This is a genomic window from Deinococcus sedimenti, assembly GCF_014648135.1.
GTDB classification, from domain to species: domain Bacteria; phylum Deinococcota; class Deinococci; order Deinococcales; family Deinococcaceae; genus Deinococcus; species Deinococcus sedimenti.
Window position 1 is genome coordinate 21930 of sequence record NZ_BMQN01000015.1, and the last position, 26251, is coordinate 48180.

The following is a 26251-nucleotide window of genomic DNA, read 5'->3' on the forward strand; positions in this document are numbered from 1 at the left end:
CAAAAAACGGGTCCAGGTCTACCCGGAATCCCTGGCTGGACCGAGCCGCCCCCAGAAACGGGGCCACGTCACTGAGCTGCATGATGAGGTGATCACCGTCCCTCAGCGGTCAGCATGGGTTGAGCTCGAGAGAGCCCCCAAGATTGGGCATGCCTCCAAGACGACGCGCCGGCGAGGGAACCGTCCATCCGATCCGCTGGAACGGCCGCATCGTGAGTTACCGCGGCCTGGCCAGTTACGTCGACCCGGTCACCGGAAAGCAGCGGCGCCGGTCGGTCAGCCGCGCCACCCGCGCGGAGGCGGAACGGGCTCTAAAGGATCTGCAGCGCACACTGCCGCAGGTCACTCGACGCCGCGCCCGGACCGCGACGCCCCCGACCCTGCCGCCCGCGTCAGACCCCACTTCCCTGCACGCCTACCTGCTTCGCTGGCTGACCTACAAGGAGCGGGATGTCCGGCCGTCCACCTACCGGCTGTACGTGATTGCCCTGCAGCCGGTGGTGCCGGTCCTGGGGGCCACGCCCCTGACGGAGGTGACGGTGCTCGGCGTTGAGGAACTGGTTCGCGTCCTGCACCGCGAGCGCGGCCCCCAGGGCGCGGGGCGCTCCCTGCACATCCTGCGCATGGCGCTGCGGCAGGCGGTCCGCTGGCAGCTCGTCCCCGCAAACGCCGCGCAGGACGTCCGTAAACCGAGAGTCGTCCGGCCGGAGACGCTCGTGTGGACGCCGACCCAGGCCGCCCGGTTCCTGCAGGCGGCGAGCACGCACCGCCTATACCCGCTGTTCGTGCTGGCCCTCAGCACCGGCCTGCGGCGCGGGGAACTGCTGGCCCTCCACTGGGGCGACGTGGATCTGGACGGCCGGGAGATCACGGTCCGGCACAACCTCGTCAAGGACGCCACCGGTCACTACGCGATCGGCGCGCCGAAGACCGACGCGGGGCACCGGCGGGTCCTGCTGGCCGAGGACGTGGTCGGGATTCTCCGGGCGCACCGGCGACTCGAGTGCCGCGGGCGGCGCTCGCCCCGTCCGGACGACCTGGTGTTCACGGCCGCGTCGGGGCAGCACGTGCAGGGCCGCCACCTCGACCGGACCTACCGGGCGTTGACGGAGCAGGCGGGCGTGCCGAGGATCCGCTTTCACGACCTGCGCCACACGGCCGCGAGTTTGCTGATGCGGCGCGGCGTGCCGCCCAAGGTGGTCGCCGACCGGCTCGGACACGCGGACGCCAGCTTCACGCTGAAGGTCTACACGCACGTGTACGACGACCAGCGCGCCGCCGCGGCCCTCCCGCTGAGCGAGCTTCTGAACGCACCGGAGCAGCCACGTATCCCCGTTTCCTCTCGGGATCAGCGGGAGGCCGGGCTGGACGCCCTGCGGGAGCTGCACGAGGCATTGGGCCGCTTCCTGGCCCGCGCGCCCGACTGGGCGCAGGCCGCCCTGAGCGAGTTGATGCAGCCACGAACCTGAACGGAAATCCCGGCGCGCCGAACGCGGTGGCACCTCCAGCGGCTGGCGGGTGACCGGAGGTATAGGAGCACCGGGTGCCCGGGAACCGTCCAGAGCCTGGAGATCGTTGCCCCGTTGCGGCTGACCTCTACTATGACGAGCTGACGGTCATGACGACTGCCGGGAGCGTTTGGGGAATGGTCTGCGGCCGACGCTCACTCCTCAGTTTTGTTCGCCTGGTAAGCAGCTTCGAAGTCTGCAAGAATCTTGCGGTTCCCGAGGCTTTGCAGCCCGAGACTCAACAGTTTCTTCACTTCAGGGAAGTAAGGCTCATCGGTAATGTCTTTTTGGAAGCCCCGTTTCAACGTTGTCCGGCCGGTCAAGGTCACACGGAAGTCGTCTGCATCCCGGGCATACCTGCAGCGCGTATCCACGATCCGCTGGTAGAGGAAGTACCGCTTTTCACGGGCTGAGGCGCGGCCCACGCACCAGATGACGCCTCCCTCGTTCGCGGCACGTTCAGCGACCGCTTCCTTATTGGTTGCGATGACGCCACTGCTGGCGACTTCCCCACGAAAGCCTCGACCCATCGTGGCTGGGTTGTGGTAGAAGCTGAGGCCCTACGCTGATCCAGGGCGCATCTGAACACCGTGTCGGCGCACGTGTTTCAGATGCACCATTCTGCTGAGCTTCTCCCACCGGGAAACGCGTGAATCCTCCCGCTGCGCGTTCGGGAGAAGCCCCTTGAGTCCCCGTCTTCAAGGGCGAAGGCATGCCCGGCGGCTCCCGGATGCGCGAGCGAAGCGGCCAGGGTGGCCGCTTCGCTCTGGGGACCTGTAGGCCGCCTATCCAACCTCGAGCAAGAGGGGCTGGCGCGCGCCTGCCGGCGCCCCGAGCAGCGCACCGATCCGGTCGGCGGGGGCATTCGCGAGTTCCCGGGGTTCCAGCTTGTGCAGCCCCCCGCCGTACACGCGCCCCTCTCCCTTGAGCAGGTCCGCCCCGAGGGCATTCAGTTCCCGCCACACCTCCCGCTGCAACCCGGGCCGGTCCTCCAGGGCACGTTTCATGGCCCCTTTCGGGTACAGCAGCAGGTAGACGTTGGTGGCCGTCGCCTGTGAGGTGTTCAGGATGAAGCGGAAGGGGTTGCCCGCCTCGCTCCGGCCCATGTACGTGCACAGGAAAGGAGGGGCTGGACGGCGCTCCTGGCGGTACCACGGTGAGCGGTTGGCGCACAGGTAGCGGTCACTGACCCCCTGCTCGATGCCCTGGCGCAGGTAGGCCCAGAGGGCCGGGTGCTCCCGCTCGACGGTGCCCACGTCCACGTCGCAGTCCAGCAGAAACAGCCGCTGCGGGAGGAGCGGCAGCCCGCCTGCGTCCCCGATCACTTCATCCGTCTTGAGGTAGCGGGGGCTGGGCAGGACGGGCCTGAGAAAGGCTGCGGGCAGGCCAAGCTCGCGGGCGCGGTCCTCGCTCAGCACGAAGAAGTTGTTGTCTCCGGTGGCTGCCCCGCGCCGGATGTCGAAGAGGTCTTTCAGCCGCGTCTCGGCGGTGGGTGCGGGCTCATCGGACGGGGGCGTGCCGAAGCGCGACCACTTGCCACTCGTGGTCAGCGTGGCCAGTGGTACCGCTTCGCTGCGCTGGGGTGCGGCGAGCGTGCCGCCGTAACTGAAGTGAGCCTGGTGACCTGCCGGTGGGCGCTCGTGGCGCAGCACCAGGACCGCCGATGAGACCAGCGCGTCGGCGAACTGCGCGTCCCGGGGGTCGAAGCGGTGCAGGCGCAGCAGGGTGACCTCCTGCGTCAGGTACTCCTGCAGCGCCTTCCCGTACCCCACGTCCATGAACTCGCTGGGGATCAACCACACGCTGTGGCCCCCGGGGCGCACCCAGGGGTGGGCGAGGAGGAGGAAGTGCCCGTAGAGTCCGGTGTACCCGCTGGGTCGGACGCCGGCGCGCGCCTCGGACAGCGCGCGCAGCCGAGCCTTGTCCGGTGGGCTGAGGTGGTGGTGCCGGACGTAGGGTGGGTTGCTCACGAGCAGGTCGAAGCCCTGCTCGTCCGGTTCGGCGCGGGTGAAGTCGCCGGGGCGCACCTCGAGGGGAAGGCCCTTCCAGAGATCCTGCGCCGCTGAGGCGAAAGCAGGGTCGAGTTCATAGCCCACCCCGGAGCTGCCCGCCGGCAGTCCACTCAGGAGCGCCGAGCAGAACGAGCCCGTCCCCATCGCCGGCTCCAGGAAGCGGACGGGCTGGTGGGCGGGCAGCAGCGTGCGCAGGAAGCGCACGATGTCTCCGGCGAGGGCTGGGGGGGTGGCGAACTGCCCCAGGCGGTTGCGTTCCTCGCGGGTCTTCCGGGCGTCCAGCGCGTCCTGTACGGTCAGGCGCTGGCGTTCACGTTCGTCCAGCGGCAGGGGCGGGGTGGGCGCGGCGGTCATAGGCCCAAGTCTGTCATATCGTCCGGTCGGTGCTCCCAGACCCAGTCGATACCCTCGGCCGCCTCATACCCGAGGTAGCCGGCGTCGAAGTAACCGCACAGGAACAGCACGTAACGCACGCCAGGACCGTGGGTGGCGCGGAGCTGGGCGTACTTCTGCGCCTCCTCCTTGCGGCGCTTGTTGGTGTTGGCGAAGTCACCCGCCGATTTGGCCTCGATCAGCAGCGGGAAGTCGCCCGGCGCCGCGCCCCGGGGCTGCACGACGGCGTCCACGGGCAGGTTGATGCTCTTGCCGGCGGTGTCCTTCACCGGCACGTTGAGGCGGAACGCGAAGGTGCCGGGGGCCATGGCCGTGTAGGGCGTCCCGGCGGGCAGCGCCGTGTACCCCCGGGCGAGCAGCCAGGCCTCGATCAAGGCGAGCTGACGCTTCTCCTGAGCGTTGCGGATGATGGGATCCGCCAGGGTGTTGCACAGGCGGTCCGCCACGATGGACGCCGCCCGTTCCTCCTGCGCCGGGGTGGGGGTGAGGCCGGCAGCGACCCAGGGGAAGATGAATTCGTCCGTGAGTGTGGCGATGACGTCGCCCATGCGGGTGAGCTGAGCGTCGAGCTCCGCGCCAAGCATCCGGGGCGGCAGGCGGCCCGGAACGCTTTCGGTGCCCTCCAGGGTCAGCAGCAGGCTCCGGTTGACCCCCGCGAGGCCGGCGAGGCGGTCCAGGGCGAGTGGGGGAGCCGTGCACATCCGCAAGGCGCGAAGAACGCCCGGTCGCTGGCGCAGGACCGGAGGGGACAGATCCGCGAGGTGATTCGTGTGCGCGAGGTCAGCGAGCACGCCATCGGCGGTGCGGTGGCGTGCCTGGCGAAAGGCTTCGGGTGCGAAGCGCATGAACCAGGTGTTGTACAGATCGACGGACGCGGCCACGTCGGTCTTCCAGAGGTGAGGTTTGTCGAGATTGACGGGCATTGGACCGAGCATAGGGTGTCGTCGTGGCGCGGCGGTAGGTGCGCCGGCCTTCGGGATCCAGCCAGAGAGACGGGCGCCCTGAGCAGGACAGCCCTGGAGTCACCCATGGAGAGGATCCAGCGCCGCAGCTCCGTTCTGTTACTCAGTCCCAAGCTCAACCTGAGGCCGCACAACGGAGCGTCTGCCTGGGGCGTCGCAGCAGGAACGTTCGCAGGGGCAAGGCCAAGCACAGGGCGGTCTCACCCTGCACGCCCGGATCATGCGTTCATCTCATCCTGTTCCGCCCCTGCGGACCATGGAGACGTCGTTCAGGGCCAGCCCCGAACGACGCTCCGCCTCTGTTTTCACAGCAATCCGCGGCCCGCCGGCCGGCTCAGCTGAGCTGCTGCAAGAAGGCCGCGAAGCTCTCCGCCACCGGAAGTGGCGGCCACGTCTCGTCATGCTGCCAGTACACGACCGCCGGTTCCCCCTCCGCCGAGAAGTCGAAGCACACCAAGTTCCCGCCGCCGTCCATGCCGAACGGGACGACGTGCGGTTCCAGCCCATGCTCGTCCTGCAGGGTGCGCCACTGACTCAGCACGCTCTCGGCGTCCATCTCGTCGCCGTCCGCGCTCAGCAGGACAGCCACACTCTTGTCCTCCGGGCCGTCCGGCGTGTCCACCGGGAACTCCTGCCGTTCGAAGTAGGCCGCGTTGTGGGTCTGGAGGACGTGCAGGTAGTCGGCCGGGAACGGCTGACCCACGGTGTCCTCGATGCTTCGCAGGTGCTCCCGACTGCCGAGTGCCCTGCCGCTGTCCTGTTCCCAGATCTCCATAGTCACCTTCCGAACCACATCTTGGAGCCACCCAGGTGGCCTGTCTTGCTGTGCTCAAACGTCTTGACGAGTTGCATTCTCGCAAAGTCCTGGTGGTGGTGCCAGGTGTAATCCGTGATTTTCTGACGTTCCTTCTCGATGTCCTGAAGTTGCGCGGCCGTGAAGCGTGAACGGTCCACCTTGCCGCTGTGAATCATGGCTTTCAGTTCACGGGTGGCCGCCTCGTAATGCTGCTTGTCCTTCCCTTTCTGTGAAGCGATGGCCACTGGGATGTGCAGGTCCGCGGCGGAATACGCGTCGAAGATCGGGAACCCCCGCCCGTCGTAGACCACCTGCGTGACGGGGTGACGTTTGCCGGCCATGTGAATCATGCGGTCGTCCTTGTTGGCGACCGTGGTGGAGGAAACGTTCGCTTTCCCGTAGCGGGCTTCGAGGATCTCGCGCCAGTTCTTCGAGTCGTACAGGTCCGTGTCGTTGGGCCCGATGTGCACCCGGATGGCGTTGGGCGTGTCCAGCGTCTCCTGGAAGGAGACGGTCATCTTGGCGGGCAGGTGGATGTACGGATTGTAGTTCCGGGCGACGCGCTGGGCGTTCACCTTCAGGCTCGCCAGGAAGGTCGTGAAGGTGGTGTACCGCGCCGGGAACGCGGAGATCTCGGTGAGGGCGCTCCGGGCGATCTTCCGGTGGTAGGCCTTCATGCGTGGGCGATCGGTGTTGGGCACGCCGCCGGGGATCAGGTCACCTGACGCCGGGCGCGCGCCGGTGGCCGGCGCAGTCGTCTTGGCCTGCCCGATGGCCTTCCGGACGCGTCCGATGAGCTTGTCGATGGTGGCGTCCAGGCGCGTGCGGAGCTTCTTCACCGTGTTCCGGATGCGCGTCCCGATGTTCCCCAGGCCCACCAGGCGCCCCAGGAACGTCAGCACGATGGGAATGCTCCCGCCGATGGTGCGTTCCACGAAGCCCGCCGCGGCCGCGACCTGCCCGGCGGCAATGGCCTGCACGCTGCCCAGCGCGTTCAGGATCACGCCCATGATCTGGCTGCCCTGACTGATCAGCGTCTGCACGCCACTGAAGGCGGTCAGCAAGGCCTGCACGAACGCCCCGCCCGGCACGAGCAGCGACGCCACCTTCGCCGCCCCAGCGGTCATCAGCGAGGTGGTGACTTCCTTCTTGAGGCTGTCCACGACGCCCTGCCCGATCGCGCCCTGCTGCCCTTTCACCTCAGGCGCCTGGTGCAGCCCCTTCGTGAGCGTGGCCAGCGCCCCGCCGGCCTTCTCGGCCAGCGCGACTTTCTGCTCGCCGCCCGGCCCGAGTTCCTTCACGAGCCGCCCGCGTAGGGCGTGGTACGTCAGGCCCATGACGCTCAGGGCCGTCAGGAACACGCCTTTCAGGTCGAGCGTGGCGGGGAACTGAATGCCGGACGCGCCGGTCAACCAGGTGCCCAGCCCGTCCTTGAGCCAGCGGCCCGCGTTGTTTCGGAACTGCGTGAAGCCCTGCGTCAGGGCGCGCAGCAGGTTCCTCGCGAACTTCGCCGGGTCGCGCAGGACCTGCATCACCACGTCCCCGCTCTGGCGCAGCAGACCCATGACCTTCTTCCCGACTGGCCCGAGGCCCGCCTCGATGGCCGTCAGGGCGATCCCGGCGAGGTGCCTCGCCGCGCCGCTGACGAGGCGTTTGAGGCCGTCGGCGCGGCGGGGCAGGGCTGATTTCGCGACCCCGAGATCCGGGGGGAACTTCGTGACGGCCGCCTTGACCTCCGTCAGAGCCTGGCCGAGTTGAAGTTTGCCGAGTTCGCCCTGGAACCACGCCCAGGCTTTCGGGATGAGGTTCTGCCCCCGCACGGCGCGCAGCATGTCCTGGAAGGGCCCGGGGACCAGCTTCGCCAGCGCGTCGAGAATGGCGTTCGGATTCTGTGCCAGGGTCTTACCAGTGACGAGGTCCCTGCCGAACGCGAGGCAGAGTTCGCGGTAGCCAGGGATCTGCCCCGCGAGGCCGCTGATCTGATCGCCGAGGAAGCTCCGCTGCAGAGTGGGCATCACCTGACGCTGCAGGCCGAGCGCCTGGAAGGGCTGGTGGAGGGCGGCGGTGACCGCTCCCTGCTGCGCGCGGCCCAGCGCGGCAGCTTTCGTGTACACGCCGGGCGCGTGGGAACCATGCTGGTGCGGGACGGGCGGCAGCACCGTCTTGGGGCTGGGCATGACCTGCGCGAGCTTCGCCCCCATGGCCCGGGCTTCACCTTCGAGCCCGGCGTCTGGATCGATGCCGGTTCCGACGCGGCCCTGGCTCTGCTGCACGGTATGAGTGACCTCGTGCGCGAGAAGTTCCAGGCCCGTCTGCGTGTTCGGGTTGAAGTGACCCGAGCGGAAGAAGATGTCCGTGCCCGTGGTGAAGGCGATGGCGTTGACGCCCTTGGCGAGCTTGTCGGCTTCCGTGTCGTCGTGGATCCGCACGCGGCTCAGGTCGTGGTTCAGGCCCTGTTCCAGGTGACGCCGGACCGCTTCGGGCAGGGGGTTCCCCGCGCCGCGCCGCGCCTGAATGCGGGCCAGGACGGGCTGCGCGACCTCCGCGTCCAGTTCCGCCAGCTGCCGCTGCAACGCCTGCACGGTGTCGAAGGCCAGCGCCGCGTGCTCCTGGGCCTGGAGACGCTGCAGGGCCTCGTCGGTGGCCCGTTGGAGGGGGATCCGCTCGACCGGCGGCACCATCCCCAGCACCACGCGGGCGACCGGGGCACTCAGCGCGTGACGCTGCAGGGTGGCGAGCTGCTCACCGTAGCTGGCGTAGCGGGCTTGTGCGTCGCCCCGGTCCGCCCGGAAGCCCTGCGCGAGGTGCTGCGCGACCTGCCGCTGCAAGGCCTGGAATTCTCCGAATGTGCGAGTGTCCAAGCGCTGCCCTTCGATGCCCTCAGCACGGTGGCGCAGGACGGTCACCCACTCGTCTGGCGTCGTGGGGCGGGCCGGCGCCGGGCGTGTGGCGGGTGAGGCGGGCCGTTCAGCCGGGACGGCCAGGGCGCTGAGCTGCCGCTGCGCCGACTGCCGCTGGACGTCCAGGCGCGCGGCCTCAGCTCGGTCGAGACTGGCCGCGCGGAGCACGGGCGCAGCCAGCTGCCGCTGCGCCGTGACGGGCCGGACGGTGTGCCGGTACAGCGCCTGCTGAATCCGGTCTTGCTGCACCTCGGCGGCCGTGCTGGGGACCTGTGAGAGGGCGACGGGCCGAGGGCCTGGAACGCGTTTGGAGTGGCGGCGCTGCACGAACGTCATAACTGACCTCCCGACAAGTCAGGAGTCTACCGGGCAGCCGGCGCGGACGTTGCCGTAGATGCACATCGGCTCCGGCTGCAGGCCAACGGGGCACCCGGACCAAACCCTGGCTGTCCGGTCCAGAGAACGGTTCCGAGGTGACAGCGGTGAACCGTGGGGTGGAGGACTGCTCGACAACGAGCATGAGGGGCAGGTGCCAGCTGGGCAGAAAGCAGGCCCGGTACGCCACGTGGACCGGTGCGTGGTGGGACCAGAGCGGACTGCCCTGCGCCAGGGCGTCCAAGACACCCGCCTCCCGGTCGGGCCAGCCGGGCGCGCTGGGCGAGGGCGGTTCGAGAGGTGGGATGCCCTGGCGCCTCACCGCATCCCCTACCGCGTGCCAGGCGTCCTCAAGCGTGAGGGTGAAGACGCTAGCCACCGCGCGGCACAGGAAGACCTGACCCACCTGCTGGTGGGCAAGCATCCAGATGGCTTCATCAGCACAGTACCCGGACCTCAGGGCCATGCGCAGTCGGTCCTCGACGTCATGCATGGATGACCGTCCGGCTGAAAACGCTGGTGGCGGAGGTGGGCCTGACCATCCAGAGCATTCTGACAAAGGCATCCTCCGCGCTCATTCGATTTGTCGCCGTCGGAATGGGAGGCGCTGGGCGGACTTGTTGAGCGAACCGAAGGATCGGTGCGGCACAGATTCTTGTTCCACCCGAGTTGCCGAACCGACGAGCCTGGTCGGGTAAACCGTGAAGGGTGGATCGTGACCAGCCAGAGAGCCTGGCAGCCCCCGGCTTCAGCTGACTGCGCTCGACTCTGGGCCTGCACGCCCGAATGCCTGCCCGTTGGCCGAGGCGACCCACTATCGGGTCAGCCACCTGACCGGCGTCCCAGGAGGACCTGCCGCAGCCCGTGACCCGCCGGCCACTTGACCCGCGGCCACCGCACGGTCCTCCATACGGGCAGCGCACCGTCGTCCACCGAAGGGACTGACGCCGGGCCCACCTGAACCGACCAGCCCTCGTGTCCACCCGACCCGAAATTTCCCTTACGTTGAGTCCCATTTGGCGGTCTGACGCCTCATATGGTGCGCACCGGGCCGGGCGGTGTCGCCGGCCGATGACAGGACCGCCCCCGCACGGACGCGGGGGCGGCGCGGAGAGCGGCCGTCAGAACCAGCGGACGAGTTTGACCCGCAGGTCGTGCTCACGGGCTAGGCGATCGCGCCGAGACTGTGCGGGAACGCCCCAGACCACGTCGTCGTACCCCTGGTCCCGGAAGGCGCTGAGCTTGTCCTCGATGACGCCAGTCGTGTACGCCCCGGTGTCGTACTCGACCGCGACCGGGCCGAAGTCGCCGATGGAGACCGCGTCGGGCGTGCAGGCCTCCCGCCGGCCCAGGGTGACGCCTGTGCGCCACACGGCCGGGTCGGGCGGTACGTTCATCAAGACCCTCATTTCCGCCACGCCGGCCGCGTGCGCGAGGAAGTTGGGGTCCCGCCGGAGCAGGCGCCGCTCGGCGACGTAAAAGCGGGTCTGAACGAGATACCCGGACTGACTGTGCACGGGTTTGACCTGCGTGTCCACGTAGGGCACGTCCTCGACATCCTCGGGGCTGAGCGCGTACACGCGCATGAGCTGCTGTCCACAGATGACCCGGTCGACTTGCAGCGCCGCCCGAAACGCGGCGGCGCGGGCGGCGCGCGGCTGGCTCACGATCGAGAGCCAGAGTGGGCCGTAAGGGTGCCCGCGCGCCGCCATATACTCCAGCGCCCGCTGCTCCTGCCCTGGGTCGACGGCGGGCCCCTGCAAGGACCGCTTGACCGGGAAGACGGGTTTGGGGATGTCGAGTGGCACCGACGACGCTGGCCCAGTCGGGAGCACGCGGATGACCTTCAGCCAGGCGGGGTGCTGCGCCGCCAGACGCTGGCCGCGCTGGCCCTGAGGGCTGAGCACGATCACCCAGAAGTTGTAGTGCAGCGCCTGACTGCGAAACCGGGCGATCAGGTGCCGCAGACCGCTCGGGGAGTACCCGGCCGGCAGCTTGCCGATGACGAGGGCGGCGCCGCTGCCGTAGTCCTCCGTGAAGGGAGTCTGGACGGCCGTCATGAGACCGGTGCAGTCGAACTCGCGCAGGTACTGCACGTCCGGCGCGACGGTCCAGCCCTGCGCCTGGATGGCCAGTCGGGTGTAGGCCCGGTCGAGCTGCCGGGCCACGCTGCCGTACGTCCGGTCGATCCCGGCGCGCCGCTGCCCGGCCGCCGTGAGGTGCGTCAGCGGACCGATGACGGTCGACGTCCGGGTCAGGAGGCCGGCGCTGTACAGCGCCGCCGCCTCGGGCAGCTGAGCGGCGACCTCGTCGGCCCGCCACGCGCCGTCGGCGTCGAGGCGGCGCAGGGCCGCCTGAATGCGGGGGCGGATGACGACGTCGTCGTCGCCCACCAACACGACCTTCGCGGCGGTCACTCGGCGGTCCGCGCCGTGCGCCGGGCCAGCTGCCGCCGGAGTTCAGCGAGGCGCCGGAACTGGTCCTGCCCGGAGCGCAGCCGCTCCAAGGTGGACGACACGCGTCCGGTCGCGGCCCGGTAGAGGTACGAGGACTCGGTCCGCTGGATCTGCAGCCACTCCGTCCATTCCGGCGTGGGCTGGATGATCTCGTCCTGAAGCGTGCGCCGCCGTCCGGGCTGCCCGTCCACCAGCAGCCGGACCGTGAAGGGAGCGCCCTCCAGCGGCACGCTGCGGATGACGCCCCGGCGGACCCCGTCTTCAAAGTTTTCGACGACGAGCGACCGTTCATCCACCGGCATCTCGCGCAACAGGTCGCTCAGCAGCACGTAGTCGGTTTCGGGCGCGGTCTCCTCCTGCGCGGTCACGGCCGCGTCGCCGTCAGCAGGCGGCGTGTCGTCCTCCTGCGGGTGTGGTGGCTGGAGGCCGAGGTCGCTCTCCTCGAGCGATTGGATCAGGTCGGAGAACAGGCCGTCGGTGTCTTTTTCAGTCATAGAACCTCCGAAACACCATTGTTGCCCGCGTTTCGGTAAATCCATTTTTCTGACGGCGCTCTGCTTCTCCTGACCCGTGAAGCCGGTCTGCCTGGGATCGTCTGTGCGAACGACGGGTCGTCTGCCGCCGCTGCATCCCGCGGGGCTCAGTCGGTGAACGTGCGCTGTCCCTTGTACTGAATGAGGTGGGCGAGGGCCAGGTCGCGGATGTTGCTGGCGGCATTCTCGTCGGCGTCGAGGACGACCTCGGCCGCACCGTGGGTCACCCGCAGCTGGCCCTGGTCGCGGACGCCGCCGAGGTACGTGCGGTTGCACAGCCGGCTGGTCAGGTGGGGGGTGACGCTCTGGCCCGTCAGGCCGTGTTGCCGCAGGCGCTGCGGCAGCCAGACGGCCAGGAAGTCACGCAGGCCCAACGCGCGGAAGCGCCGCTTGACCGGCTCGTCCATGTCCTTGTACGTGAGTTTCTCGTAGCCGACCACTGTCGCGGCCGCCAGGACGACGTCCATGAACTGGGCGAGTTCGCCGCGCGCTGCGGCGTGCTGCACGACCACGCTCATCAGCCGCGCTTTCGACCAGAGGTCGGGCCGCCGGGCCAGCGGTTCGGAGAGGGCGGCCGCGTCGGTCCGGATCTCGGTGATGCCGCCCGCTTTGTGAATCAGGCCGCTTTTGTAGGCGGCCACGGCCAGGGTGCGCAGGCCCAGATCGATGCCGGCGGCGCTGCGGTTGATGCGCAGCCGGGGCGGCTGGGCCGGGACGTCAAAGCGCAGGCACAGGAACCAGCCGGCCTGCCCGTGAATCAGGCGGGTGCCGTCCGGGAGCCACGTGGCGGGGCGCGCAGGGGGGTGCGGCAGCAGCGCCGGGGTGCTGTCCGAGCGGGCCTCGCGCAGCAGGGCGCTGGCCAGGGCGCGCTGCCAGTCGCGCTGCTCGGCGAGGTCCATGGCGTGCGTCAGGGGCGCGATCAGGCCGCCGACGTCGTACTGGCGGAAGCCGGGTGAGCCGAGCAGGAGGCCGGCGTACTCCTCGGGCGGCAGGGTGTACACGGACGCGGCGAGGATGCCGGGGCCGAGCTGAAATTCGAGGTCGCTCAGGGCGGCCACCGTGCCGCGGTCCAGCAGGGTGGGGGCCGGGCGGTAGACGGTGCCGGACAGGCCCTGGACGGTTTCGCCGGGGCACGGGCAGAGGTGGCGGTCGGCGATCAGGCCGGCCAGGGTGGGTGTGGCTTCGTGCAGGACGCGGACGTTGTAGGTGGTCAGCATGTGAAGGGAACCTCGGTGAGAGAACGGGCCGTGAAGAACCGGCGCGGTTCACTCACCCGGCGGACGACGGGTGAAAGGGGTTGAATGCCGGTACGGGCCTGGCCGCGCTTGCTGAAGACAGGGGGGTGGGCCGCCGGGGAGAGCGGGTGTGGCGCGTGGGCGTGACGTTCAGGCGCCGCCGCTGAGCACAGAGATCCCCCGTCAGGGGCAGCGGATGTGCGTCCTCGTCCGATGTTGGCTTGTTTTATCTTGAATGAAATGGCGAAGTGGTCGGGTAAAGTTTTTTTTCCCACGATGGGACAGGCCAGCCGCGCCATGGCGTACGGCCGGTCGCCCGTCCTGCCGTTCGAAGTGTGGAAGCCGAAACCGGAGCGGCAGCGGGTACCCGCAGCCAAGGTCCGTCTGGACGGCGTGCTGGTCATGCTCGAGTACGGGCTGCGTGTGATGTCCGACGCGCGGCTGAGCAGCCTGGGTGGCGTGCTGCGGGACGAGCTGCGCCGGAACGGCGCGCGGTGGATCCCGCAGGACGTGAAGCGGGTGCAGCGCGGCGCCGAGCAGATCGAGCTGGAGCGCCGCCGCCGGGAGGCAGCCCTCAACGACGCCGCCGCCCTAAAGCGGTGGGGGCACACGTCCGCGGCAGGCGCGGAGTGGACCCAGGCGGACGCCGATCGGCTGCGCGCGGAGTGGGAGAACGTGGTCAGCGACGAGGACGAGTCGTGAGCCGCGGCAGACTGACGTTGAAGGACATCACGGTGGCGGCGCCGCGGCCACTCCCGGTCCTTCTGCTGCTCGACGTCAGCGGCTCGATGGCGGAAGACGGCAAGCTGGCGGCCCTGAACACGGCCGTGCGCGACATGCTGCACGCGTTCGCGCAGGAGCAGGCGGGTGGGGCGGAAATTCACGTCGCGGTGCTGGCCTTCAGTGGGCGCGAGGCGCGCGTGCACGTGCCCCTGAAGCCGGCCCGAGACGTCCGCTTCGAAGCGCTGGAGGCCAAAGGGCATACGCCGCTGGGCTCGGCGCTGGCCTTGACCACCCGCATTCTGGACAACCGTGACCTGGTGCCCGGCCGGGCCTACCGGCCCACGGTCGTCCTGGTGTCCGACGGCGTGCCGACCGATGAGTGGGAAGCGCCACTCGCGGCGCTGCTGGCGTCGCCCCGGGCGTCGAAGGCCGTCCGGCTGGCCCTGGCGGTCGGGGAGGACGCCGATCTGGAGGTGCTGACGCACTTTGCCGGGGCGGACCACGTGCGGCGGGCGGCCGAGGCGCGGCAGCTGCGGCGGTTTTTCAGGTTCGTGACGATGAGCGTGACCGCCCGGTCCCGTTCGGCGACGCCCGATCAGGTGGTGACCTTACCTGACCTGGGCGCCGATGACGGGTTCGATGACCTTGACCTCTGAGCGCCGAACGCCGCCAGCGGGAGAACGGGCGTTCGGCGCGTCGGTCGCCGGGCCAGCGCACGTCGCGGCGAACCTCGCCAATCAAGACGCCTGGACCTACGCGCGCTGGGTGGTTGGTCCCGGCACCGTGCACTGCGCGGTCGTCTGCGACGGACTCGGGTCCCGCCCGCATGCCCGGGAAGGCGCGCGGGCCGGCGTGCGCGCCGCGAAGCGGGCCGCGCGGCAGTGGAGCCGCGCGCCAGGCGCCCCGGTCGGTCTGCTCGTGCGGCTCCTGGAGGTGCTCTGGCGGCTGGAAGTCGCGCCGCTGCCCGCCGACGACTGCGCGACCACCTGCCTGCTGGCCCTGGCCCTGCCGGACGGCTTAGAGTGGCGCCTGGTGCTCCTGGCGCTCGGGGACGGCCTGGCGGTGGTGGACGGCCCAGAGGGGCTGTGGACGGTGGGCGGCCGCCCGGCGGAACACTTCAGTAACACCACGGTGGGGCTCGGCACGCCCCACCACATGAATGACTGGCAGGTGCAGGACCTGAAGGCGTCCGGGCAAGTCCGCGTGCTGCTGCTGTCAGACGGGATTGCCGACGATGTGCCGGAACACCATGTCCCGGACCTCCTGACGTGGCTGGCCGGGCTGGAGGACCGTCCGGCCGCCGCCCGGGGGCAGGCCCTGCGCCGGGCGCTTCGGCAGTGGCCGGTGCCTGGACACAGCGACGACAAGACCGTGGTGTACCTGCGGATAGGGGGCATTGAGGCGTGAACGTGAAAGACGACGGGGGACGAACCCATGAGCTCGTCCGTGAACTGGGGACCGGCGGGCAGGGCAGCGTGTACGCCACGCAGGACGAACGGTACGTGGTGAAGGTGCTTCGGCTGCCGGACGAGGCCGCCCGCGAACACTGGCTGCGGCGCCTGAGTGCCGTTCGGACGCTGCCGCTCGAGGACCTGCGGATCGCCCGGCCCATCCGGCTGCTGCAACGCCCACACGTCGGCTACGTGATGGAGCGGGTGCCAGGCGCGCAGCCCCTCGCGTCCCTCTGTCAGGTGCCGCACGTGGAGGCCGCGCCCGGCGAGTGGTACGTCAGGACCGGTGGGCTGCGCCGGCGCTTGGCGGTGCTGGCCAGGACGGCGCGCCTGCTCGGGCACCTGCACAGCCGCGGGCTGGTGTACGGGGACCCTTCGCCGGCCAACGTGCTGTTCAGCGGCGACGACACCGTGTCCCTGATCGACGCCGACAACCTGCGGTACGCGTCCAGGCCGCTCAGCGAGCGGGTGCTGACACCGTGGTTCGCCGCGCCGGAGGTGTACGCCGGACGCAGTGGCGTCAGCAGCCTGACCGACGCCTTCGCGTTCGCGGCCATGGCGTTTCAGACCCTGACGCTCGTGCACCCGCTGCTGGGCGATCAGGTGTCGCAGGATGACGCCGAGGCGGAAGAAGCCGCGCTCAGGGGCGAGTGGCCGTGGATCGACCACCCGCACGACGACCGCAACCGCAGTTCAGCAGGTCTGCCCCGGGCCCTGGTCCTCACGCCGGCCCTGATGGCTCTGGCGGAGCAGACCTTCGGCGAGGGTCTGCGCGACCCGCTGGCCCGCCCAGGGCTCAGTGCGTGGGAAGAGGCGCTCTGGGCGGCCGCGGACCGCCTGCTGGCCTGCCCGTCGTGCGGCGCCGAAGCCGACCACGCCCTCCCGGAGTGCCCCTGGTGCGGCGCCGGGCGAGGGCCGTACGTGCTGGCCGAGGTTCAGGTGACGGACCAGGAGGTGAGTGACCTCGCGGCCGTCCAGGGCGTGCCGGCGCCGACCATGGCGCTGGCCGTCGTCGTCGTCGGTTCGGACGGCGCGCGGCACATCCAGCCGCGTCACTTCACGGGCGAAGCGCAGGGCGCCAGTCACGTCGAACTGACCTTCACAGGCGGCCGGTTGTCGGTGCGGTCCCTGGACGAGGCGACGTACACCCTGCGCCGCGAGCAGCGCGACAAGGACGACGTGCCGGTCGAGCAGCAGGGCAAACCCAAGCGGTTTCCGCTGGCGCCAGGCCGCAGCGCGTGGCAGCTGCACCTCGGGGCGCTGGCTGGCCAGCACCGCCTCGTCACCTTCGACCTCGTCGGGGAAGCCGCGCCGTGAGGGTCTCCGATCTGCCGCTCGCCTTCGAGCACACCTGGACCTTCTCCCAGGACGACTCGCCGCCCGCGCCCGGCCAGGCCGCTCCTCAGGTCGACGTCCGTAGCGAAGTGCGCTTTCACTACTCCGAGCTGCTCGAGGAACTGCGGGTCACCGCGGGTGACCTGAGCTGGCCCGTGAAGGCCGCTGCGAAGGACGACGCGAATGTCAAGCTGCTGCTGGGGCGCGGCCTGCCGTACGTCGCCTGGGTCACCAGCCGGCAGGGGCCGTCCTTCACGGTGCAGGTGCACGCTTTTCCCGTGAGTTACCGCCTGCCCGAGCCCCACGCGCTCGGCGTGGACGACGCGGTGGTGGACCGCATGCGCGCGCTCACCGGCGCGAAAATCACCGCCGAGCGGGCCGTGGAGCTGCTCGCGGACGACCTCGCCATACCGGCCCTGCCGGGCGGCCTGCCCCGCTTCCTGTACGTCGGGTCGCCCAACCGGCACCCGGACAGCGAGTCGTACCTGCGCCTGCTGGGCCGGCGCTACAACGCCGACGTGGCCTTCCAGGACGGGCAGTGGCTGGTCGTGTTCGTCACCATGATCAAACACAGGCGGGTCACCAACCGGCCCGTGACGCTCCTGGAGGCCGCCTGGACGTTCCAAAACGTCACGCTGGCCGCCAAGGACCGGGAGCGGCTGCTGGCCCTGACGTCCGAGGTCATGCAGGATCAGCGCAGCTACCTCAAACTCTGGGAGCAGTACCAGGCGGTGGAGCGCCGCCGGGGTGAACAGCTGGCCCGGACGCTGGGCGCGATGCCCTACACCGAACGCCCGGAGTACCGCGCGGGCTTCTGGACGTTCCGGGCATCCGCCACGCCCGAGCAGCTGGCGACCTTGCGGCAGCATCCGGGCCTGACCCTGCGCGCCACCGAGGTGCGCCCCGCCGATCTGGGCACGGACGTGCCGCCGGCCGCGGGACGCCGGCCGCCGCAGGAGTTCATCGGGGAGTACGCTGGGGAGCCTCACGGCGCGCTCCGGGTCCTTCCGCTCAACGGCGATGAGAGCCTGCCGCCCCCGTCAGGCTGGCTGTCCCTGAGCCTCGCAGGAGACCAGGCGCAGTTCGGACGCCGGGACCGGGCGCGCCTCGCGATCGAGCAGGCGAAAACGGCCATGCCGCAGCTCGCCCTGCTGCTCGAAGGGCAGGAGGTGCCCCAGCGCCGCCTGCACCGGGAACCGGCCCTGCCGCCGCGCAGTCAGGCGGCCGCCGCGTTCCGCGGCACGCCGACCGCCCGCCAGGTCGAGGCGCTGGACGTGGCGCTCAACACGCCGGACATCGCCCTGATCCAGGGCCCGCCCGGGACCGGCAAGACCCGCGTCATCGCGGCCCTTCAGCAGCGCCTGGCCGATATCGCCCAGGACCGCGCGCACCTGCCGGGCCACACGCTCCTCACCAGCGCGCAGCACGCCGCGGTCGAGAACGCGGCGGCCGCCACGCAGGTTTTTGGGCTGCCCGCCGTGAAACTGGGGAGGAGCCGCCGGTTCGCGGAGGACTTCTCTGATGGCGTCGACCACTGGCGCCGGAACATGATCGGTGGGCTGCAGGCGCGGCTGTCCGACACGGCGGACCAACCGCTGGAAGTGACGTTCGTCCGGCTGCGTGACGAGGTGCTGCGGGTCACGACCGCGCCCAGCCCACGGGACGACCTTCAGCAGGTGATCCGGCTGGTCCTGGAGGCGGGCGGGCCCCACCTCCAGGCCAGCACGCGGGATCAGCTGCAGGAGTGGCTCGATGAGTTCGGTCCGGCCGAGGTCGACCAGGCGGACCGCGAGTACGTGCTCACGGCCGTGCGGGCCCTGCGCACCACACCGGAGGCCTTCGCGGACGACGGCCCGCGCATGGCCCGGCGCTGCCTGCGCCGTCTGGACGACACCCCACTGCCAATGCCACTGACCGCCGCAGACCGAGCGGTCCTGACCGCCAGCGCCGGGTGGACGTCCGACGCGGCGCCACCCTTCCTGCCCGGCGTGGCCGAGGTCAAAGCGCGCCTGGTGACCGCCCTGCAACCGCAGCTGGCGTCTCCCCGTCTCCAGCGGGCGGACCGGAGCACGGTGGAACGGCTGAACGCCGCGCTGGAGGAACTCCGCCAGGCGGCCCGCAAGGAGAAGGGGGGACTTCAGACCGTGCTGCACGACATGCTGGCCACCCTGGAGAACGATCCTGACGGCACGCGGGAAGCCGTCAAGAACTACACGGCCGTGCTGGCCGCCACCTGCCAGCAGTCCGACTCGTACACGGTGCGGCAGATCCGCACGGCGCTGGGCAATCAGACGCGGGTGTTCGAGAACGTGGTGATCGACGAGGCGGCGCGCGTGCATCCGCTCGACCTGCTGATCCCGATGGCCCAGGCGGAACGCCGCATCATCCTGGTGGGCGACCACCGGCAGCTGCCGCACCTGCTGGAACCGGACGTCGAGCGGGAACTGCAGGCCGGCTGGCAGGACCAGAGCGTGCGGGACGCCAACGCGGAGGCGCTGCACCAGAGTCTGTTCGAGCGGCTGTTCACGATTCTGCAGGAACACGAGAAACGCGACGGCATCCGCCGGGTCGTCACGCTCGACCAGCAGTACCGCATGCACCCGGTGCTGGGTCAGTTCGTCAGCGACACGTTCTACGCCGCCCACAACCCCAGCGAAGCGTTCAGCAGTGGCCGCCCCGCCGAGGACTTCAGCCACGACCTGAGCCCGTACGAGGGAGCGGTCGCGGCCTGGCTGGACGTCCCGCACGACCGGGGCGGCGAACGCGGCCGGCAGAGCAAGTCCAGGCCGGTCGAGGCGCAGGTCGTCGCGAAGGAAGCGGCGCGGCTGCTTCAGGCCCGCCCGGACCTGTCCATCGGGGTCATCTCGTTCTACGCCGATCAGGTCCGGGAGATCCGCCGGGCGATGGAGCCGCTGGGGCTGACCGAACGGGGAGAGGACGGCGAGTACCGCATCCACCCGAACGTTCAGGAAACCTACGACCTGCAGGGCCGCTCGCGGGAGCGGCTGCGGGTCGGGACCGTCGACGCGTTCCAGGGCATGGAGTTCGACGTGGTGCTGCTGTCGTTGACCCGCAGCAACACCCTGCCCGGCCAAACGCCGGAGCAGCAGCGCCGCCGGTACGGGCACCTGACGCTGGACAACCGCCTGTGCGTGGCCATGAGCCGCCAGCAGCGCCTGCTCCTCCTGGTGGGCGACACCGGCATGCTCCCGCCGGACGACGCACACAGCGCCGTGCCGGCCCTCGACCGCTTCTACCAGCTGTGCAAGGGGGCATATGGCCGCATCGTTTCCGCGTGACGCCCGCGTCCTGCGCTTCAACCCGCGCGCGCCGGCAGGGTACCAGGGCCGCCGCCGCGACGTGCTGTGGCCGGTGCTCGCCTACCGGGTCGGCGTGCCGGTCGCCCACCGCGCCGAACAGATGGACCTGTTCCAGCGCGCGGTGTTCGGCGTGCTGCTGCACGGCGTCAACGACCCGCAGCAGATTGCCGATATCCTCAACCTGCACCCCGACCTGGTCCGGATCGTCAAGTCCTTCCTGGTCGACCGCGACCTGATCGACCAGGACGACATCGTCAAACCCGACGCCGAACGCCGCTACCGCGAGGCCCGGTTCGACCTGGGCCGGCGCGCCGACGGCTTCACGACCGGGTACGTCTTTCAGGATCCCTTCAGTGGCCTGCTGCTTCCGCGCCTCGTCGAGACGCTCGAAACGGCCGACTTCACGGTCCAGGAGAACGGCTTTCCCGAACTGCACCGGGGCGAGCGCGTGCTGCGCCCGTACGTCGAGTTCCCGCCCGCCGAGAAGCCCGCGCCGCCCCGCGCCGAGGACGTGATGCGGGCGTTCGAAGCGTCCCGCAAGGCGCGGAAGGGCCGCTGGGAGAGCGGCGACGAGGACGGCGAAGGCGCCGAAGCGAAGTTCCTCAGCCGCGTGCGGCGCGTGAACTTCATCGAGCGCGAGCCGGAAGTGATGTACCTCTCCACCTTCATTTTCGGGCACGGCCTGAGCGGGTGGGAGGTGGCCGATCCCTTCGGGCTGCCCACCAGTCCCCTGACGGCCCTGGCCCACAGGCGGCTGGCGGCGTCCAAGCACCTGCGGGCCGCCGTGCAGCGTCTCTCAGCGGAGAGCCCCGAAGCGGATCGCGCGCAGCACGACCCGGTCGAAGACGCCCTGGCGAGCCTGCAGCACGAGTTCGGCCCGCAGGTCGACGGCCACCCGCTCCTGCAGCCCCTCCTGGACGCCGAACTGGCGGCCGCCGAGTTCAGGGCGGCGCCGGACAGTCAGCGGCCGCGGCGGGCCCGGCAGGCCCTCGGCGCCGTCCGCACCCTGGCCGAACACCTGCTGCGCGAGGTGCGGTCGCGGCACACAGCCGCGGGAGCCGCGCGGCAGCTGATCGACCGCGACGCCCTGTACAACCTCCGCCGCATCGAAGCGGCGGCCGGCGCGCTGGCGTTCACGGTGCCGCTCCCGGCCACGCTGACCAGCGTCAAAGCCAGCGACGTCCACTGGATGGCCAACCGTGAGCAGTCCGGGAAGCTGCGGCCACTGCTGGTGGGGCTGCTCCTGAGTGCTGGCGCGCATCCGGAGCACCCGTTCCACGCGGCGGCCCGCAGCGCACCGGACTTCTTCCAGCAATTCGACGAGCTGCTGGGCTGGTGCGGCGAGGCCGCGCACGTGGGCACGGCACCGGCCGAGTTCGAACGGTGGGTCGAGCCCGCCCTGGCGCGGGCGTACCAGGCGACCCACCTGCTGCTCGGCGAGGGTGGCCCGGCTCACCCGGCACCCGGTCCCACGTTCCGCGTCGCGCCCGAACCTCAAGACCCTGAATTCGATGACCTCGAGCTCTGAAGGAAATCATGTCCAAAAAGAACAAGAACAAATTCAACGCGCGTCCCGCCTCCCCTCAGCCGGCCACGCCCGCCCCGACCGGCGCGGCCCAGGGCCCGTCGTTCACGCAGGCCCTGGACGTGTTTTCCCAGCAGTACGGTGACCTGCTACGGGGCGCGTCCCCGGAGGAGCAGGCTCAGGCGGCGGCCGCCCCGACCGATATGCCCGCGGCCGAGCCGCAGGCCGAACTGGAACGCCGGTTCAAGCAGGTCACGGAAGCGCTGGCCCTGCTCGAGAGCCGCAAGCGGACCCTGGACGCCAAGGTCGCCGAGGCGGACGCCAAAACCGGCGCGGCCGAGAAGCGCGGCGAAGAGCTGAAAAAAGACCGGGCGACGTTCGACGCCGACCGGCAGGCGCTGCAGGCCGAGCGCCGTCAGGTGGATCTGGACAGGCGGCAGCTGGTGCAGCGCGAGGAGGACCTGGTCGCGCGCGAAGCCGACGCCGAAGCGGGCTTCCTGCACAAGCGCGAGGCGGCCCTGTCGGAGCTGCGCGCGGAGATCGAGCGGCTCACCACGGAGGGCAGCCGCCTGCATCAGCACCTCCTGACGGAACGGGAAACGCATGAGCAGACGCTGCGTGAAGCGCGGGAAGCTCACGCGGCCGAACTGCGGCGCCGTGAGAGCGACTTCGAGGTGAAGGTCGGCGAGGCGCGTGACGCGGCCGGACGCGAGATGCACCAGCTTCAGGCCCGTCAACTCAAGCTGGAGCGCGAGGTGAAGAACCTGGAATTCGAGAAGGAGGATCTCGAGGAGGAACGCCGTCACCTCAAGACCCGGGCCCGGCAGGAGGTTGCCCGTGATCTGGAGAAGTTCGAAGCGCAGATCCGCGAGTTGCAGGGCCGGCTGGACACCGCGCGCGGGGAACGCGACGCGCTGGCCCGGACGCTGGACGCCCAGGCGCAGGCCACGCTGCAGTTCGGTGGCCGTACCCCGGACGACATCCTGCGGGAGCTGCACACGTTGCGCGGCGAGCGCGACCAGCTGCGCAGCCAGCTCAACGCCCGGCCGTCCGAGGACACCGTGCACAGACTGCGGTTGCTCGAGACGGAACGGACCGACTGGGAGGCCAAGCGGCTGCAGGACGGGCAGACCATCAGTGAACTCCGGCAGCGGCTGGAACGCGCCGGGATCGCCGTGACGGAACTGGAGACCCTGCGCGACCACAAGCTCAGCCTCGAGACGCAGGCGACCCTGCTGCGCACCGCCCTGCGCGAACTGAAAGCCGACGTGGACAAACACATCACTTCCGCCGAAGGCAAGGTGGTCTTCCCCGCCTGCACGGACCTCGACGCCCGCGAGGCCCTGCACGAGGTCCTGCCGCTTGACGAGCAGCTGGCCGACCTGGGCGCGTTCGTTCAAGGCCTGCAGGTGCGCATGGCGTCCGACGAACGGCAGCCGCTCCAGTACAGCCTGGACACGCTCCGGACGTTCGTCGCCGGTCTGGCCATGAGCCGCCTGCACCTCCTGCAGGGCATCAGCGGCACCGGGAAGACCAGCCTGCCCCTCGCGTTCGCCCGCGCCACCGGCGGCTTCAGTTCACTCACCGAGGTGCAGTCCGGCTGGCGGGACAAAGCCGACCTGATCGGGCACTTCAACGCGTTCGAACGGCGCTTCTACGAGGCGGAATTCCTGCAGGCGCTGTATAAGGCCACCCTCCCGCGGTACCGGGACATCCCCGTGATGTTGGTGCTCGACGAGATGAACCTGTCCCAGACGGAGCATTACTTCGCGAGCATCCTGTCGATCCTGGAAAACCCGGAACGCCAGCAGCTCATCCTGATGGAAGCGCCGGTGAGCCCCTCCCCCCGGAATCTCACCGACGGCCGCATCCTGGATCTGCCCGACAACGTCTGGTTCATCGGCACGGCCAACCACGACGAGAGCACCAAGGACTTCGCCGACAAGACCTACGACCGCGCGCACGTGATGGAACTGCCCCGCCACCCGGCGCAGGTTCAGCCGCAGCGGTCGCCGGAACGGGCCCCCCTCTCGTTCACCGCCCTCCAGGGCGCCTTCCGGGAGGCCCAGCGGACGCACGAAGCGGCGGCCGATCAGGCGTACACCTACCTGGAAACGGAACTCGGCGGCGTCCTGCACGACCGGTTCGGGCTGAACTGGGGCAACCGCCTGGAACGGCAGGTGCGGGCCTTCGTGCCGGTCATGGTGGCCGCGGGCGGCACGGTCGCCCAGGCGACCGACCACATCCTGGCGAGCAAGGTCCTGCGCAAAATCCAGAACCAGTTCGACGTGCGTCCGGATGACCTGACCGAGCTGCAACACCAGCTCCGGAAAACCTGGCCGCGGCTGGGCGGTCAGCCCGAGCAGTCCCACCGCTGCCTCGAACAGGCGCTGCGCCGACTGGGCGTCAGCCCCGTCACCGCATGAGCGGACCAGCCCTCAACCGGCTGACCGGCGCAGCGGCCGCCCTGCCCGAGTTCACGGTCGCCGGCCTGTGGGTCAGCGCCACCAGCGGCCTGCTCAACGGCCTGCCGGTGCCGGCCGGCACGCCCCTGCTCCCGGACGCCCGCGGCGTACTCACCTGGAGCGCCGCGCCGGCCAGTCCAGTCACGGTAACCTGCCCCGTCCCCCCGGACGCCCGGGCGCCCCTCGGCTCGCTCGACGCGGCCCTGACCGGCCTGGCCCTGGACGCGGGCGGCTGGACGGACTGGCTGCGCGTGTCCCCGCTCGACCGCGACCTGGCCGACGAACTGCACCGCTTTCCCCTGGAAGACACCATGGAGCGGGAACTCACGCACCTCGAAGCGGTGTGCCGCCAACCCAGAACGCACCTGGAAATCTTCGAGGAACGGCAGCTGGTCAGCCGCGCCCGACAGATTCCCGTGCGGGCCGTCAATTACCTGGCGTCCCATACGGAAGACTGGGACGCACGGACGCTGCGGGGCGTGCGGCCCCGGCGGGTCATCACCAACGTCCGCGACGATCTGTACGACATCTACGAGAACCGCGTGGCCGCGCGGCTGATCGATCACCTCACCCGGTACGTCCGCCGGCGCCTGGCCCGGGTCCGCGAGCTGCTCAACGGCCTGGACACCATCGACCTGAACGCCCAGACCCCACCCAGCGGCATGCACTGGCGGCAGGGACGGGTCTACGAGCTCTGGGGCGAATCGCTCGACCTGACCGAAGCCCAGCTGCTCGCCCGTGAACGCCTGGAGGACCTCGGCCGACTGCTCTACCGGCTCGAACGCCTGACCGTCAGTCCGCTCTACACGCGGGTGCCCGCCAAAAGCCAGGTGCCCGCCCAGCTGCGCCTGACCAACATCCTGGGCAACGACCCCCACTACCGCCGCGTTGCCCGGCTGTGGCTCTCCTGGTACCGCCACGCCCACACCGGCCACGTCTCCGTCCAGGAGCAGCAGCAGACCGCGCAGCACGACGCCACGCAGTTCGACCGGTACGCGCTGCTCCTGACCCTCCACGCCCTGCAGCAGTTCGAGTTCACGCCCGTGACCGACACCGCCCTCCACCCCGGGGCCACGCTGGCCCTGCGCGGCCCCGAAGGCCCCACCGAACTGACCTGGCAGCTCGACGGCACCTGCACCCTGCAGCAGGCCGGAACGGAACTCCTCCGGGTGGTCGCCTCCCCCACCCCCCTCGGTGACCTGCGCCGCGAGGAACTGGGCCGGGCCGCCGCTGCCCTGACCGACGCCGCGGAGGCCCTCACCACCCAGACGGTCCTGCTCTACCCCGGCACCGCCCAGCAGACTCCCATGCCCGAACTGCACGCGGTCTCCAGCGATCCCGTCCGGCTGCACCCGAAGCTCAGCTGCCTGCCCATCTCCGCGGTCGACCTGGAAAGCGTCGAGCGGCTGGCCCGCGTGTTGCGCCTGGTGCTGACCGGCGCGCGCTTCACCGCCTACCCGCCCACCTTCGAAACCGATGCGGCCGTACCACCCACCGGGCTTCCTGACGTGCTGCAGCCGCGCGGCCCCGGCCGCTGGGCCCTGCTCGGCCCCCTGAGCGCGCAGCCCCATTCCTGGACGAACGAAAGCCGCCGCCGTCATCACGCCCTTGAGGACGCCAGGCGGCAGCTGGGCAGCCACGCCCCCGAGCGCCTGGCCCTCCGCCGCGCCCAGCGCGAGGTCGAACGCCTGCAGGCTGAGCTGGATGAGTGGACCACGTTCCTGACCGCTGTGGCGGCCAGCGAACAGCGGCTGACCCACCTGCGCCGCTGCCCGGTCTGCGGCACGGAGGGCGCCGAGTTCTCCGCGTGGCAGGACGACCAGTTCCACTGCGCGTGCGGCGACTGCGGCGCCACCTGGAGCCTGAGGCGGTGCCAGGCGTGCCAGCAGCGTCACCCGTGGCTGCTCCCACACCTTCACACCGTCCCGACGCTCGAGGCTGGCCCCGGCTGGGCCGACCGCCTCTACGGCCGGGACGTGCTGACCCTGCCGGACCCATTCGACCTCGGCAGCTACGCCTGCCCGGATGGACAGCAGCCAGACCACACTCCCTTCAACGTGACCTGAAGCCCGTACAAGAGTGACCGGCCGCAGAGGGCGCTGACCCATCCACACCGGCGCCCTGACGGCCCTTACGAACGGGCCGTTCGCTCCTTAGGCGAGCCGGCTGCACCCGGTCATGAAACGCCCGTTCCAAGGCAGCGACTGCCCTGCACCAGCCAGGTCAGGCCTGGAGGAGATGGGCAGTCAGCAGCAGCTCGGA

The 26251-nt window shown here is 70.2% G+C and carries 17 protein-coding genes; 9 read left to right on the forward strand and 8 right to left on the reverse strand.

Annotation, left to right across the window (positions count from 1 at the left end; genetic code table 11):
* Positions 1–149: 149 nt before the first annotated feature.
* A complete protein-coding gene (locus tag IEY69_RS17685; protein WP_189074470.1) occupies positions 150–1469 on the forward strand; it encodes a site-specific integrase in 1320 nt (439 codons plus the stop codon).
* A gap of 194 nt (positions 1470–1663) precedes the next feature.
* Here the strand turns inward: IEY69_RS17685 and IEY69_RS17690 are convergent, their stop codons facing one another.
* The 8 genes from IEY69_RS17690 to IEY69_RS17725 form a co-directional block, all read right to left on the reverse strand.
* Positions 1664–2038: a hypothetical protein gene (locus IEY69_RS17690; RefSeq protein WP_189074471.1), complete on the reverse strand. Its 375-nt coding sequence runs from the start codon at positions 2036–2038 to the stop codon at positions 1664–1666.
* A gap of 255 nt (positions 2039–2293) precedes the next feature.
* Positions 2294–3874, reverse strand: coding sequence for an Eco57I restriction-modification methylase domain-containing protein (locus tag IEY69_RS17695; protein WP_189074472.1), 1581 nt, complete (start codon positions 3872–3874; stop codon positions 2294–2296).
* On the reverse strand, positions 3871–4836 hold the full coding sequence (locus tag IEY69_RS17700) for a XamI family restriction endonuclease (RefSeq protein WP_189074473.1): 966 nt from the start codon (positions 4834–4836) through the stop codon (positions 3871–3873). The genes IEY69_RS17695 and IEY69_RS17700 overlap by 4 nt, the downstream gene beginning before the upstream one ends.
* Before the next feature lie 373 nt (positions 4837–5209).
* Positions 5210–5650, reverse strand: coding sequence for an SMI1/KNR4 family protein (locus tag IEY69_RS17705; protein ID WP_189074474.1), 441 nt, complete (start codon positions 5648–5650; stop codon positions 5210–5212).
* Positions 5651–5652: 2 nt separating this feature from the next.
* Complete coding sequence (locus IEY69_RS17710; protein WP_189074475.1) at positions 5653–8907, reverse strand: eCIS core domain-containing protein; 3255 nt, start codon at positions 8905–8907, stop codon at positions 5653–5655.
* 1160 nt (positions 8908–10067) lie between these two features.
* Complete coding sequence (locus tag IEY69_RS17715) at positions 10068–11363, reverse strand: hypothetical protein (protein ID WP_189074476.1); 1296 nt, start codon at positions 11361–11363, stop codon at positions 10068–10070.
* Complete coding sequence (locus tag IEY69_RS17720) at positions 11360–11896, reverse strand: hypothetical protein (protein WP_189074477.1); 537 nt, start codon at positions 11894–11896, stop codon at positions 11360–11362. The genes IEY69_RS17715 and IEY69_RS17720 overlap by 4 nt, the downstream gene beginning before the upstream one ends.
* Positions 11897–12042: 146 nt before the next feature.
* The gene (locus IEY69_RS17725; protein WP_189074478.1) at positions 12043–13152 is read right to left on the reverse strand and encodes a hypothetical protein; all 1110 of its coding nucleotides are present in this window, start codon (positions 13150–13152) and stop codon (positions 12043–12045) included.
* Between the two features lie 258 nt (positions 13153–13410).
* Here IEY69_RS17725 and IEY69_RS17730 point away from each other — a divergent pair, with 258 nt between their 5' ends.
* The 8 genes from IEY69_RS17730 to IEY69_RS17765 are packed head-to-tail and all read left to right on the forward strand — an operon-like array spanning position 13411 to position 26055.
* The gene (locus tag IEY69_RS17730) at positions 13411–13872 is read left to right on the forward strand and encodes a hypothetical protein (RefSeq protein WP_189074479.1); all 462 of its coding nucleotides are present in this window, start codon (positions 13411–13413) and stop codon (positions 13870–13872) included.
* Positions 13869–14549 (forward strand): vWA domain-containing protein, encoded by a 681-nt coding sequence (locus IEY69_RS17735; RefSeq protein WP_229784088.1) that lies wholly within the window; start codon positions 13869–13871, stop codon positions 14547–14549. The genes IEY69_RS17730 and IEY69_RS17735 overlap by 4 nt, the downstream gene beginning before the upstream one ends.
* Entirely contained in the window at positions 14533–15300 is a 768-nt protein-coding gene (locus IEY69_RS17740) for a protein phosphatase 2C domain-containing protein (RefSeq protein ID WP_189074480.1), read from the forward strand. Before IEY69_RS17735 ends, IEY69_RS17740 begins: the two co-directional genes overlap by 17 nt.
* Positions 15297–16661 (forward strand): protein kinase domain-containing protein, encoded by a 1365-nt coding sequence (locus IEY69_RS17745; protein ID WP_189074481.1) that lies wholly within the window; start codon positions 15297–15299, stop codon positions 16659–16661. Before IEY69_RS17740 ends, IEY69_RS17745 begins: the two co-directional genes overlap by 4 nt.
* On the forward strand, positions 16658–19978 hold the full coding sequence (locus IEY69_RS17750) for a DEAD/DEAH box helicase (protein ID WP_189074482.1): 3321 nt from the start codon (positions 16658–16660) through the stop codon (positions 19976–19978). Before IEY69_RS17745 ends, IEY69_RS17750 begins: the two co-directional genes overlap by 4 nt.
* Positions 19956–21527, forward strand: a complete 1572-nt coding sequence (locus tag IEY69_RS17755; RefSeq protein WP_189074483.1) for a hypothetical protein — start codon at positions 19956–19958, stop codon at positions 21525–21527. The genes IEY69_RS17750 and IEY69_RS17755 overlap by 23 nt, the downstream gene beginning before the upstream one ends.
* An 8-nt stretch (positions 21528–21535) precedes the next feature.
* Positions 21536–23950 carry a hypothetical protein gene (locus IEY69_RS17760; RefSeq protein WP_189074484.1) on the forward strand — a complete coding sequence of 805 codons (2415 nt, stop codon included), beginning with the start codon at positions 21536–21538 and terminating at the stop codon, positions 23948–23950.
* On the forward strand, positions 23947–26055 hold the full coding sequence (locus IEY69_RS17765; RefSeq protein WP_189074485.1) for a hypothetical protein: 2109 nt from the start codon (positions 23947–23949) through the stop codon (positions 26053–26055). The genes IEY69_RS17760 and IEY69_RS17765 overlap by 4 nt, the downstream gene beginning before the upstream one ends.
* Positions 26056–26251 lie beyond the last annotated feature (196 nt).